The organism is Pseudomonas sp. 10S4 (assembly GCF_034344865.1).
Taxonomy (GTDB): Bacteria; Pseudomonadota; Gammaproteobacteria; order Pseudomonadales; family Pseudomonadaceae; genus Aquipseudomonas.
The window spans coordinates 6,228,891-6,241,460 of record NZ_CP133774.1; the positions used below are offsets into that span (position 1 = coordinate 6,228,891).

General features: G+C 59.1%; 9 protein-coding genes and 3 pseudogenes. 8 read left to right on the forward strand and 4 right to left on the reverse strand.

Features of this window, described 5'->3' with window-relative positions; genetic code table 11:
- Window positions 1-19 precede the first annotated feature (19 nt).
- Window positions 20-258: pseudogene (locus RHM58_RS29045) on the reverse strand (3-methyl-2-oxobutanoate hydroxymethyltransferase); the annotation flags it as partial.
- Between the two features lie 179 nt (window positions 259-437).
- On the opposite strand from RHM58_RS29045, the gene RHM58_RS29050 reads away from it, so the two are divergent.
- Entirely contained in the window at window positions 438-1,814 is a 1,377-nt protein-coding gene (locus tag RHM58_RS29050) for a pyridoxal-phosphate dependent enzyme (protein WP_201256435.1), read from the forward strand.
- On the forward strand, window positions 1,811-2,989 hold the full coding sequence (locus tag RHM58_RS29055; protein WP_322268893.1) for a cystathionine gamma-synthase: 1,179 nt from the start codon (window positions 1,811-1,813) through the stop codon (window positions 2,987-2,989). Before RHM58_RS29050 ends, RHM58_RS29055 begins: the two co-directional genes overlap by 4 nt.
- 45 nt (window positions 2,990-3,034) lie before the next feature.
- Here the strand turns inward: RHM58_RS29055 and RHM58_RS29060 are convergent, their stop codons facing one another.
- The gene (locus tag RHM58_RS29060; RefSeq protein WP_322268894.1) at window positions 3,035-3,925 is read right to left on the reverse strand and encodes a LysR substrate-binding domain-containing protein; all 891 of its coding nucleotides are present in this window, start codon (window positions 3,923-3,925) and stop codon (window positions 3,035-3,037) included.
- Between the two features lie 213 nt (window positions 3,926-4,138).
- Here RHM58_RS29060 and RHM58_RS29065 point away from each other — a divergent pair.
- From RHM58_RS29065 to RHM58_RS29085, 5 genes and pseudogenes are all read left to right on the forward strand, one after another.
- Window positions 4,139-5,258: pseudogene (locus tag RHM58_RS29065) on the forward strand (ABC transporter ATP-binding protein).
- 15 nt (window positions 5,259-5,273) lie between these two features.
- Window positions 5,274-6,194, forward strand: a complete 921-nt coding sequence (locus tag RHM58_RS29070; protein ID WP_201206687.1) for an ABC transporter permease — start codon at window positions 5,274-5,276, stop codon at window positions 6,192-6,194.
- Complete coding sequence (locus RHM58_RS29075) at window positions 6,194-7,000, forward strand: ABC transporter permease (protein WP_201206689.1); 807 nt, start codon at window positions 6,194-6,196, stop codon at window positions 6,998-7,000. The genes RHM58_RS29070 and RHM58_RS29075 overlap by 1 nt, the downstream gene beginning before the upstream one ends.
- A 28-nt stretch (window positions 7,001-7,028) precedes the next feature.
- Window positions 7,029-8,076: pseudogene (locus RHM58_RS29080) on the forward strand (extracellular solute-binding protein).
- Window positions 8,077-8,136: 60 nt separating this feature from the next.
- On the forward strand, window positions 8,137-9,588 hold the full coding sequence (locus RHM58_RS29085) for an amidase (protein ID WP_322268895.1): 1,452 nt from the start codon (window positions 8,137-8,139) through the stop codon (window positions 9,586-9,588).
- 297 nt (window positions 9,589-9,885) lie between these two features.
- Here the strand turns inward: RHM58_RS29085 and RHM58_RS29090 are convergent, their stop codons facing one another.
- Both RHM58_RS29090 and RHM58_RS29095 read right to left on the reverse strand, forming a co-directional pair.
- Window positions 9,886-10,515 carry a LysE family translocator gene (locus RHM58_RS29090; protein ID WP_322268697.1) on the reverse strand — a complete coding sequence of 210 codons (630 nt, stop codon included), beginning with the start codon at window positions 10,513-10,515 and terminating at the stop codon, window positions 9,886-9,888.
- A 298-nt stretch (window positions 10,516-10,813) separates the two neighbouring features.
- Window positions 10,814-11,515, reverse strand: a complete 702-nt coding sequence (locus RHM58_RS29095; RefSeq protein WP_322268896.1) for a GntR family transcriptional regulator — start codon at window positions 11,513-11,515, stop codon at window positions 10,814-10,816.
- 179 nt (window positions 11,516-11,694) lie between these two features.
- Here RHM58_RS29095 and RHM58_RS29100 point away from each other — a divergent pair, with 179 nt between their 5' ends.
- Window positions 11,695-12,528 carry a fumarylacetoacetate hydrolase family protein gene (locus RHM58_RS29100; RefSeq protein ID WP_322268897.1) on the forward strand — a complete coding sequence of 278 codons (834 nt, stop codon included), beginning with the start codon at window positions 11,695-11,697 and terminating at the stop codon, window positions 12,526-12,528.
- The last annotated feature ends 42 nt before the right edge of the window (window positions 12,529-12,570 follow it).

The window sequence follows — 12,570 nt, forward strand, 5'->3', positions numbered from 1 at the left end:
TGCCCCTCCATCAGCCGCCTCAAACCGAATACCCATGCTCCCCCGCCGGAAATTCCCCACCCTTCACCGCCGCCACATACGCCTCCAGCGCCGACTGAATACTCCCCTGCCCCAACATAAAATTACGCACAAACTTGGGCGTGCGCCCGGTCCGGCGCCGATGCCAATGATCGGAATGCGCACGGCTTGACTGATCTGTTCGGCCAGCGGGCTAGGCAGGCATTCCAGCAGTAGCATCGCAGCGCCGGCCTTCATCAGGCGACCGGCATTCTGCATAGCGTGCTCGGGGCTGGTGTAACTCATGAAGGGCATGTCGACAAAGTTGCGGCTAACGCCATCCAGGCCTATGGTCGTAGCGAGATCTTGTAGGCGAATGTCGTGCGCAAACTCGCCGTCAGTCGCTGTCCACCCAGTGTAAATTCACAGGAGGTGACAACATGCCAAACAACTCCCGCCCGGCCGTGCTCGAACTGATCGGCAATACGCCGCTGGTGCGTGTCAGCCGCTTTGATACCGGGCCATGCACGCTGTTTCTCAAGCTTGAATCACAGAACCCCGGCGGTTCGATCAAGGACCGGATCGGTCTGGCGATGATCGACGCCGCCGAGCGCGATGGGCGCTTGCGACCCGGCGGTACTATCGTCGAGGCCACCGCCGGCAACACCGGTCTGGGCCTGGCGCTGGTAGGCCGCGCCAAGGGTTATCGGGTGGTGTTGGTGGTACCGGACAAGATGTCCACCGAGAAGGTTTTGCACCTGAAGGCCATGGGCGCCGAAGTGCACATCACCCGCTCGGATGTCGGCAAGGGTCATCCCGAGTATTACCAGGATGTCGCGGCGCGGCTGGCACAGGAAATTCCCGACGCGTTCTTTGCCGACCAGTTCAATAATCCGGCCAACCCGCTGGCCCATGAGTGCAGCACCGCGCCGGAGATCTGGGCGCAGACTCAGCATGATTTGGATGCCATCGTCGTCGGTGTCGGCTCGGCCGGCACGCTGACCGGGCTGACCCGTTTCTTTAAACGCGTGCAACCGAACCTGGAAATGGTGCTGGCCGATCCGGTGGGCTCGGTGATGGCTGAATACAGCCGCAGCGGCACCCTCGGTAAGCCTGGTTCCTGGGCGGTGGAAGGCATTGGCGAAGACTTCATTCCGTCGATTACCGACCTCTCCAGTGTGCGCCACGCCTACTCGATCAGCGATGAAGAAAGCTTCGATCACGCGCGCCAACTGCTGCGCGCCGAAGGCATTCTCGGCGGTTCGTCGACCGGCACTTTGCTGGCGGCGGCGCTGCGTTACTGCCGCGAGCAAACCGAGCCGAAGCGGGTCGTCAGTTTCGTCTGCGACACCGGTACCCGTTACCTGTCGAAGGTCTACAACGACCAGTGGATGAACGATCAGGGCCTGCTGAAATACAAACGCTACGGCGACCTGCGCGACCTGATCGCCCGACGTTTCGAGGATGGCCGGGTGATCAGCGTTGGCCCGGACGACACGCTGCTCACGGCCTTCCAGCGCATGCGTCTGGCGGATGTCTCGCAACTGCCGGTGCTGGTGGACGGCAAGCGCCTGGTCGGTGTGATCGATGAATCCGACATTCTGCTCGGCATGCAGGAAGACGCTTCGCACTTTCGCCTGACCGTGGCCAGCGCCATGACCGACAAGCTGCAAACCCTGCTTCCCGGCGCGAGTCTGGCTGAACTGCAAGCCGAGCTCGACCGGGGCCTGATCGCAATCATTGCCGACGCCTCGGGCTTCCACGGCCTGATTACCCGCGTCGACCTGCTCAATCACTTACGGAGATCCCTTGCATGAGTCAGCATGATGAAACCGGTGCGCCCCGCGCCTTCGCCACCCGCGTGATCCATGCCGGGCAGGTGCCGGACCCAACCACCGGGGCGTTGATGCCGCCGATTTACGCCAACTCCACCTACTTGCAGCAGAGCCCCGGTGTGCACAAGGGCTTCGACTATGGGCGTTCGCACAACCCGACGCGGTTTGCCCTGGAGCGTTGCGTCGCCGACCTTGAGGGCGGCAGCCAGGCGTTCGCCTTCGCTTCCGGGCTGGCAGCGATTTCCACGGTGCTGGAACTGCTCGACGCCGGCTCGCACATCGTCTCCGGCAACGACTTGTACGGCGGCACGTTTCGCCTGTTTGACAAGGTGCGCCAACGCAGCGCCGGGCATCGCTTCAGCTTCGTCGACCTGACCGACCTCGCAGCCTTCGAAGCCTCGCTGCAGGACGACACGCGGATGGTCTGGGTCGAAACGCCGAGCAACCCTTTACTAAGCCTCACCGACCTCAGCGCTATCGCCCGCGTCTGCCGCGCCCGCGGCATCATCTGCGTGGCCGACAACACCTTCGCCAGCCCATGGATCCAGCATCCGCTGGAGCTCGGCGCCGACGTCGTCGTGCACTCGACCACCAAGTACCTCGGCGGTCACTCCGACGTGCTCGGCGGCATCGCCATCGTCGGGCAGAACCCGGAACTGGCCGAGCGGCTGGGCTTCCTGCAAAACTCGGTCGGCGCCATCGCCGGGCCGTTCGACGCGTTCCTAACCCTGCGTGGCGTGAAAACCCTCGCCCTGCGCATGGAGCGTCACTGCAGCAACGCGCTGGAACTGGCGCAATGGCTGGAACGCCAACCGCAAGTGTCACGGGTCTACTATCCGGGCTTGCCGTCCCACCCGCAGCACGAACTGGCGCGCCGGCAAATGCGCGGCTTTGGCGGGATGATTTCCGTTGATTTGAAAACCGACCTGGCCGGCGCTACGCGCTTCCTTGAGAACGTTAAAATCTTTGCTTTGGCGGAGAGTCTGGGCGGAGTGGAAAGTCTGATCGAGCATCCGGCGATCATGACTCATGCCAGCATTCCAGCAGAAACCCGTGCGCAGTTGGGGATTGGCGATGGGTTGGTGCGCTTGTCGGTGGGGGTTGAGGATGTCGAGGATCTGCGCGCTGATTTGGCCCAGGCTTTGGCGCTGATTTGAGTTAAGGCACTGGATGGGGCCGTGAGCATCGAAGTTTAACGATGCTCAGTCTCCAAACTCTTTTCCCAACTCCGTCTGCAACCATTGGATAAACCACGCCACGTCCGCTGACAGTTCAGCGGACGGCGTGAGCACCCGATAGCTTTCGAGCTTTACCTGCGCGTCTACCGCCAGCACCAGCCGACCGGCATCAAGTTCTTCTCGCACCAGCACTTCGTTGGCCAGTGCAATACCCTGCCCGCTCTCGGCCACCGACAGCGCATGATCGTTGTTGACGTAAAGCATGTCCGAATTAAGGTGGAAATCCAGACCGTGGGCGGTGAACCACAGGTTCCACCATTCGCCATCATCGACGTGGATCAGGTTGTGTTTCACCAGATCGGCAGGACATTCGATGGGATCGATACTGGCCAGATAAGCCGGGGTGCAGATCGGAAAGACTCGCGGACAGATAAGGGTCGCACGGGAATGGGCGTACTCCCCGTCCATGCCGTAGACAATCCCAAGGTCGGTGTTCTTGCCATCCACCTCGGTGAAGGTGGAGTTGGGCTCGATGGCGAACTTCAAACCCGGCCGCAAGTGACGCATCGCTTCAATGCGCGGCATCAGCCAGCGCTTGGCGAACCCCGGCACCACCATGATGCGCAGCCACCGCTCGGCAGCCTTGGGCCGCGCCTCTTTGCCGGCTTCGATGATGAGCTGCAACGCCGCTGAAATCTTGCGATGGTACTTCTCCCCCGCCGACGTCAGGGTGACCCCGCGAGACGTACGTTCGAACAGTTGGATTCCCAGCCACTCCTCCAGCAACTTCACATGCCGACCGATGGCGGGCTGGGTCACGTGCAAGGCTTTCGAGGCCTCGACGTAGCTGCCCAACCGGGCGGCGGCATCAAAGGCACGCACCGCGTTGAGTGGCGGCAAACGGTCATCCGGCATAGCTGTCGACGCCCCTGGCTATTAAATTATTTAACAGCAGCTATGTTAAAACTGAAGTTTCGCTCCCGCAACCGCTCACTGATAATCGACCCAACAGCACAATAAAAAAACACCGAACGCATTTCGATCCTGCCCACAAAAACAATATCCATGGCCCGTCGGTATTGCTGTCCACAGCACATCCGCAGGCGATGGGGGAATCGGAGGTAACGCATGAATGCCCTGCATTCGCTGCAAACGCTGGCGGTGTCTATCCGCTCAGTGCGTAAAGTCTACGGCGATCCACAGTCTGGTCCGGTGGCGCTGAAAAGCATCGACCTGGACATTCACGACAACGAATTCTTCACCCTCCTCGGCCCGTCCGGCTGCGGCAAAACCACTCTTTTACGGATGATCGCCGGGTTCGAATTCCCGACCGAGGGCGAGATTTTGCTCTACGGCGAAAACATCGCCGACCGCCCGCCATTCGAACGGCCGGTCAACACCGTGTTCCAGCATTACGCGCTGTTCCCGCACATGACCATCGCTGAGAACCTGGCCTTCGGCCTCGAATCACACCCGATGGGCAAAGTCCTGAAAAAGCACCAAATCACCGACCGAGTGCGCGAGATGCTCGCCCTGGTGCAGATGGAACGCTTCGCCGCGCGCAAACCGGCACAACTGTCTGGCGGCCAGCAACAGCGTGTCGCCCTGGCTCGCGCGCTGGCGCCGCATCCAAAAGTGCTGTTACTGGACGAGCCGCTATCGGCATTGGACCTGAAGTTGCGCCAGGCCATGCGCGAGGAACTGAAAACCATCCAGGCCAAGACCGGCATCACCTTCATCTTCGTCACTCACGACCAGGAAGAAGCCCTGACAATGTCCGACCGCATCGCGGTGTTGTCGGAAGGTGAAGTGCAACAAGTCGGCCGCCCGGAAGACATCTACGAACGGCCACGTAATCGCTTTGTGGCGGACTTCATCGGCGAAACGAATTTCATTGAAAGCACCGTCACGCGTGTCGAAGCAGACCTGGCCTGGTTCGCGGCGGCCTGCCGGTCACCCGCTGCCCGCGCAACCTTGCAGCGACGTTCGGGTCGGCGCCACGGTGACGTTGTCGGTGCGTCCCGAACGCCTGCATCTGGTACCTGTCGGCACCGAAGGCGCGCTGCCGTGCCGGGTCGATGCGCAAATCTACCTCGGCACCGACCTGCAATATCAAGTCAGCCTGAGCGACGGTTCGCGCCTCACCGTGCGCACACCCAACAGCGTCGACCATAACCTGCGCTTCGCCGTGGGCCGTCAGGCCGGTCTGTTGTTCGACCGCGGTAGCGCCAGCGTCCTGCACGATTGAGCACGAGGATTTGCCATGCACGCTTTACCAATCGCCCATACCCTGGAGCGCCGCCGGGCTTTCCAGAGCTTCCTCGGCGTCAGCCCCGCGCTGGTCGCCATCAGCCTGTTCCTGATCGTGCCCATCCTGATCGTCATCGGCTATTCGCTGATGGAGGCCAACCCCTACGGCGGGGTGAACAAGGTCTTCAGCAGTGAAGCCTACACATCGCTGCTATTCGAACGGCAACTGGATGACAGTCTGGCCTTCACTGACGCCTACCTGATGATTGCTTTGCGCTCTATCGGCATCGCCGGATTAACCACCCTGATCACGCTGCTGATCGGCTTTCCGGTGGCGGTGTGGCTGGCCATGCAACCGGCGCATCGGCGCGGTTTGCTGATTTTCCTGATCACCGTGCCGTTCTGGGCCAACCTGCTGATCCGCACGTACGCCTGGATTCTGCTACTGCGTAATACCGGGGTGATCAACAACAGCCTGATGGGCCTCGGCATCATCGACCAGCCGTTGCAGATGCTCTACACCGACGGCGCGGTGCTGTTGGGCCTGGTTTATACCTACGCGCCCTTCGTCGTGCTGCCGATCTACGCCACGCTGGAAAAAATGGACACGCGCTTGCTGGAAGCCGCCCAGGACCTCTACGCCGGGCGCCTGCGCACCTTGCGCAAAGTGGTGCTGCCGATCGCCAAACCGGGGATTCTTGCCGGCGCCATCCTGACGTTCGTGCCCTGCCTGGGCGCGATGATTGCGCCGGAGCTGTTGGGCGGAGGGACTCGAATGATGCTCGGCAACCTCATCTTCAGGCAGTTCAGTGATGCGCGTAACTGGCCATTCGGTGCGGCCCTTTCGCTGGTGTTGATGGCGGCGGTGATGCTGGTGCTGACCGTGTATGCCTTGCGCGCCGAGCGCCAGCGCATCGCCAAGGGAGGTGCGTAATGCTGCGTTTATTTAAACGAAACGGGTTGAGTGTGCAGGACTTCCCGGGCTTCGGCGGATTCAGTTTTTTGTTTTACCTGTACCTCTATGCGCCAATCGTGGTGCTGGTGGTGTTCTCTTTCAACGCCAATCAGTCCGCGACCGTGTGGACCGGGTTCAGCCTCGACTGGTATCGCGCAGCGTTCGCTAATCAGGCACTGCGCCAGGCGGCCGGCAACAGCCTTTTGATTGCCGTTTGCGCAAGCGTTGTGGCCACGGCCATCGCGACCCTCGCCGCCCTCGGTACGTCGCGAGGCGCCAAGTTCAAAGGCCTTCAACTGTCGATGGGCGCAATCATGCTGCCTCTGGTGCTGCCGGAGATCGTGGTCGGTGTCGCCACGCTCGCGCTGTTCTCCACCATTGGCCTGTCACTGGGCTACGGCAACTTGATCATCGCCCATACGGTGTTCTGTATCCCTTTTGCCTACCTGCCGATTCGCGCCCGACTCAATGACATGGACCTGTCACTGGAGCAAGCCTCGGCTGACCTTTATGCCGGCCCTTGGCGGACCTTTCGCAAGGTCACTTTGCCGCTGCTGATGCCCGGGATTATCTCCGGGCTGATGCTGGCCTTCATCGTTTCGCTGGATAACTTCGTGATCTCGATGATGGTCTCCCAAGCGGGCACCACCACCTTGCCGATTTTTATCTTCGGCCTGTTACGCATGGGTGTGACACCCGACGTCAACGCCGTTTCGACCCTGATCCTGGGCGTCTCGGTGCTGTTCGTCAGCCTCTCCTATCTGTTGAGCAAAAAGAACGCCTGAACCTTTCTACGTACTGTGGGGAAAAAGCATGAGCAAGTTGATTATAAGCATCGGCACCTCGTTGTTACTGACCTTACCGCTGACGATTGTCGGCAGCGTTCAGGCCGCGGAAAAACTCAACGTGGTGAGCTGGAGCGGTTACTTTTCGCCCGAGATCCTCGCCAAGTTCCAGAAGCAAACCGGGATCGAAGTCACCGTAGATTCCTACGACTCCAACGAAACGCTGCTGGCGAAGCTCAAGCAAGGCGGCGCGGGTTACGACGTGGCGATTCCGTCGCACCAGTTCGTTCCGATCCTGATCAAGGAGCATTTGCTGGAACGCTTCGACCCGGTCAATGAGCCCTACTATGCGAACATCGTCGACAACCTGAAAAAGCCCACTTGGGACCCGGAAGGCGCCTATTCCGTACCTTTCATCTGGGGCACCACCAGCGTGGTACTCGACGCCGGACGCTACAAAGGTCCGACCGACAGCTACAAGGTGCTTTACGAGCCGCCGGCCGAATTGCAGGGACGAATCAACATGTTCGATTCGGTCAGCGAAGTCATCGACATGGCCAGCCTTTACCTGAATATCCCGCTCTGCAGCGAAGACCCCAAGCAGATACAGCGAAGTGCTCACCCTGCTCAAGGCGCAGAAGCCCTTCGTCAAAACCTACAGCTCCAAGGCCGGCTCGATCCGCGAAAACCTCGCCTCCGGTGAAGTCGACATGTCGATGTTCTGGGGTGGCTCGTCGATGCGCGCCCGGGAAATGAAACCCAGCCTGAAATACCTGTACCCGAAAGAAGGCGTGCTGGCCTGGGTCGATAACATGGTCATACCAATGGGCAGCAAGAACCCGGCGAACGCCAAGGCGTTTATCGCGTTTCTGAGCCAGCCTGAAAACTCCGCGATGACTCAGAACTTTCTCAAGCACCAGAGCCCGGTCAAGGGCGTTGAACCGTTCCTCGACGCAGGCCTCAAGGACGCACCGGAGTTGCACATTCCACAAGGTACGCAGGTCGTGTTCAGCAAAACCTGCGGTGAAAGTGCGATCCGCCTGGCCGACCGTTTGTGGACCAACCTGATGCGTTGATTTTTACCGCCCCGTCGCAGTGACGGGGTGTTTCTCCAGCCGTCTGAAAGGCAGCGTGCAATGACTTCTAACACCATCAGCGAACTGGTCCTGCTACAGGCCAATGAACTCGCCGAACGCATCCGCCTGCGCCAGGTTTCCTGCCGGGAAGTGATGCAGGCTTATCTTGGCCATATCGACCGTTTCAATCCTCGTGTCAATGCGTTGATCAGCCTGCAAGCACCGGAAGACCTGCTGGCCCAGGCCGACGTCCGCGATGCCGAGCTGGCCCGTGGCGAGTACCTTGGCTGGATGCACGGTTTGCCCCACGCCATCAAGGACTTGTCCCTGACCCGCGGCATTCGCACCACCCTGGGTTCACCGCTGTTCAAAGATTTTGTCCCGGAACGCGACGGCATCATGGTGGAACGGATCAAGGCCGCTGGCGCGATCATTATCGGCAAGACCAACACACCGGAATTCGGTCTTGGCTCGCAAAGCTATAACCCGTTGTTCGGCGTTACCGCTTGTGCCTTTGACCCGAGCAAGACGGCGGGCGGTAGTAGCGGCGGCGCGGCGGCAGCACTGGCCATGCATTTGGTGCCGGTGGCCGATGGCAGCGACATGATGGGGTCGCTGCGTAATCCGGCAGCCTTCAACAATATCTTCGGGTTCCGCCCATCCCAGGGCCGTGTGCCGTTCGACGACAGTGCCGATCTGTTTTTCGACCAGCTCGGTTACGAAGGGCCGATGGGCCGTAGCGTGCGCGATGCGGCCTTACTCTTGTCTGTGCAGGCGGGCGCGGATGCCCGCGCGCCGCTGTCCATCGCCGAATCCGGCGGTGCCTTCGCGGCACCCTTGGAGCGCGACTTCAAAGGCACTCGTATTGGCTGGCTAGGAGACTTCAACGGCTACCTGCCGATGGAACACGGCATTCTTTCGCTGTGCGAAAAGGCCTTTGCCGATTTCGAAAGCCTGGGTTGCCACATCGAATCGGTCCAACCCGAATTCGCCCCGCAACAACTGTGGAGCAGTTGGCGAACCTTGCGCCACTGGACGGTTGCGGGTTCTCTGGGGGCAATCTATACCGACCCGCAAAAGCGCAAGCAGTTGAAACCGGAAGCCTGCTGGGAAGTCGAAAACGGCCTGAAGCTGACGGCCAGCGAAGTCTTTTCCGCTTCGGTCGCGCGCAGTAACTGGTACCGCGCCATTTCCAGACTGTTCGAACGCTTCGACTACCTGCTGCTGCCGAGCGCTCAGGTCTTCCCGTTCGACAAAAACATCCCGTGGCCGACCTCCATTGAAGGTGTCGCCATGGACACCTATCACCGCTGGATGGAAGTGGTGATCCCGGGCTCGCTCTCTGGCTGCCCGGTGGCCAATGTTCAAGTGGGGTTCAATGAGAACGGGCTTCCGATGGGCATGCAGATCATCGGCCGGCACCAGGCTGACTTTGCCGTACTGCAACTGGCTCACGCTTATGAAGTGGCAAGCCGTTGGTTTAGTCGGCATCCTTCGCCGTTGTTGGGTTAGGTTTGGGGTTGTTAGTGGCTGGTCTTTGTGACTGGCTGCTTTCGGCCCAGAGTGTGTAAAAACGCTTCGCCAAAATTGAAGTGTGCGCGTCTACGTTAAATCTGAAATTTATCGGCACGTCAGCAGATGTGGATTTCGCGTAGGAGCGCGATTTTCAGTCCGGTTTTGAGTACCTGTCGCGCTCAAAAACGTTTTTACACAGCCTGGACCCATAGTGGACATCTCGTCTAGGTCACGGTATTCGACGGTGCGGATAGGCAAGGAAAATATTTTGCCAAATCGGTGTGACTCGACCCTTTAAAGCGGCCGGTTGAGCAGCAGTAAACGTGCCGCCAGAGCTGTCATTACCGCAGCGAAGCCATAAGCACCAAGGCGTTTAGATATCATGCCTTTGCTGAGGCGCCCATGCAGCCGTCCGGCGCAAAATCCGAGCAGGGAATGGAAGATCAATGCGATCAGCGCAAGCAACAAACCTAAGAACATCAATTGCGAGGTGACGCTGCTGGCACCTACGCTGACGAACTGCGGCAGGAATACCATGAAGAACAACAGCGCCTTAGGGTTTAACAGACTGTTGAGCGTGGCTCGGGCAAGGATCTTCCGAAACGAAGCCTGTGTAGCTTGAGTATCAGTGTCCGCAGGAGGAGTCTTCAATGCCTGCCAGGCCAGCCACATCAGATAACAAGCCCCAGCCCACCGTAGCAAGTCAAACGCCGGCGCCCAACTCATCACCAGCGCACCGAGACCTGCGCTAACCATGACGGTCATCAGCACATCGGCCAGGGTTATTCCTAGTGCTGCGGCGAGGCCGGCGCGCCAGCCGTGGGCAACTGCATGGCTGCTGACGATAGCCATGTTAGGGCCAGGCACGATCAGCAACATCAAGGCGGCGGCAATAAATAGGTAGAGGTTAGTGGCGTCCGGCATAGAGCAATACTTCCTTGGATGAGGAGTAATGCTAACCGGTAGTAGTTAGGCAGAAGCAGATACAGTGGGGATGGATTTGGCCGCAACAGTCTGGCGTAGAGAGGAAAAATAATCCGTTCGACAGCATGGTGAAACAAGTTCGAGCGGCTGCTATTGGCCGATTCTTGCCTGTCGTCAAGGGCTGCATTCGGCCAAAAGCGGTCACTCACAAATGATCAATGTCGGTCATTTAGTTTTATCTACGTAACCTGCGGCGCACCAGGCTTCGCAACGAAACTTGATCGAGAGAACGACATCGCTATCCCAGCAGTGCGTGTTTGAGCACCGAGTCGGTCGTGGTCTGGTAGTGGCTGGACAGCAATTCGCAAGCCTTGCCGATGTCTTTGGCCAGCGCAGCATCCATCAACTGGCGGTGTTCGTTCGGCACATCACGTGCGCTGCTGTCGGCATAGTGCATCGACAGAAAACGATAGCGCGCTGTCTGGTCTCGCAGTGACGAGCACAGCCGCAGTAATGTCGGTGAATTGCAGCCGGAGATCAGCGCCTGATGGAATACTTCGTGAGCTTTTTCCCACTCGGGTTTTAGCAGTCGCTCCGGGCCTTCGACGATGGTCAGGCGATCCAGTCGATGGTGAGCGGCAAGAACACGACTCTCCCACTCCACATCACCCTGACGAATCGAATCGGCAAGCGCCTTGCATTCGATGTGCAATCGCGCAGCTGTGATGTCGGCGATTTCTGCTGCAGAGATACGGCCGACACTGAAACCTTTCTGATCGGCGGCAGATACGAAGCCACTGCTGGCCAGGCGCGACAAAGCTTCACGCAGCGGAATCACACCGACGTCGTAAGCTTCGGACAATTCCTTGAGACGCAGGCGACTGCCCGGAGCCAATCGGCCATTGATAATGTCCTGGCGAATCCGTTCTTCCAGCTGCGAAGCCATGGTGCGCTTTTCGGTGGGCTCGGCCGATTGCCAGTTGATCATAGGGGAATTCAAGGTCGACTCCATTTTTCGCTTGTCTGCACGAATCATACACAGGATGAATAATTTCTCACATTATCTGAAATATATATTTTCTTGTTGACGATATATTTTTTTGCCTCTAGCTTTGTGAACACGCAGTCGGTACTGCCCTTCACCACCGACACCCATCAAATCAACAAGAGAAACCTGTCATGCGCTACGTCCGCTTCCTCAATCAAGGTCAACCTGTTCTGGGTGTCGTCACTGCCGACGGCGTACGCGTACTTGGAACCGAAACGCTTGAGTCGTTGTTGGCGCGAGGTGTCGATCTGACCACTCATGCCCAAGGTGCCAATGGCGCTATCGTCGAAATCGCCGAAGACGCTTACCTGCCATTGATGGAGCGTCCGACCAAAATCGTTTGCGTCGGCCTGAACTACGCCGATCACACCAAAGAGTCCCCTTACGCTCAACCGACCTACCCCACCCTGTTCCCTCGCTGGAACTCCAGCCTGACAGCCCATAACAAACCGCTGATTCGTCCGCGCATCTCCGACACCCTCGACTACGAAGGTGAAATGGCTGTGGTTCTGAAAAGCGGCGGCCGTCATATCCGCAAGGAAGACGCACTCGATCACGTCGCCGGTTATGCGCTGTTCAACGAAGGCTCGGTACGCGATTACCAGTTCATCTCGCCGCAGTGGACCGTCGGTAAAAACTTCGATGACACAGGTGCGTTCGGGCCGGTGCTAGTGACTGCCGATGAGTTGCCAGCGGGTGGCAAGGGTTTGTTGCTTGAGACACGCGTCAACGGCAAGGTTGTACAATCAGCCAACACCAAAGACATGCTCTTCGACGTCGCTACCATCATCTCTACGCTGAGTGAAGCGGTCACGCTCGAAGCAGGCGACGTGATTGTCAGCGGCACCCCAGCTGGCGTTGGTTTTGGCATGAATCCCAAGATTTATCTGAAAGCGGGCGATGTGGTCGAAGTATCGATCGAGGGCATCGGCAAACTGGTCAACCCGGTTGTCGACGAAGTCTGATAACAGACTCAGCTTCGAACTCGGCGCAGGGCCGACCTCGCC

Bases quoted from the DNA above. Each gene is read 5' to 3' on its own strand.
- RHM58_RS29085 (WP_322268895.1), top strand. From the start codon at position 8,137: ATGACTTCTAACACCATCAGCGAACTGGTCCTGCTACAGGCCAATGAA.
- RHM58_RS29050 (WP_201256435.1), top strand. From the start codon at position 438: ATGCCAAACAACTCCCGCCCGGCCGTGCTCGAACTGATCGGCAATACG.
- RHM58_RS29090 (WP_322268697.1), bottom strand. From the start codon at position 10,515: ATGCCGGACGCCACTAACCTCTACCTATTTATTGCCGCCGCCTTGATG.
- RHM58_RS29075 (WP_201206689.1), top strand. From the start codon at position 6,194: ATGCTGCGTTTATTTAAACGAAACGGGTTGAGTGTGCAGGACTTCCCG.
- RHM58_RS29070 (WP_201206687.1), top strand. From the start codon at position 5,274: ATGCACGCTTTACCAATCGCCCATACCCTGGAGCGCCGCCGGGCTTTC.
- RHM58_RS29100 (WP_322268897.1), top strand. From the start codon at position 11,695: ATGCGCTACGTCCGCTTCCTCAATCAAGGTCAACCTGTTCTGGGTGTC.
- RHM58_RS29060 (WP_322268894.1), bottom strand. From the start codon at position 3,925: ATGCCGGATGACCGTTTGCCGCCACTCAACGCGGTGCGTGCCTTTGAT.
- RHM58_RS29055 (WP_322268893.1), top strand. From the start codon at position 1,811: ATGAGTCAGCATGATGAAACCGGTGCGCCCCGCGCCTTCGCCACCCGC.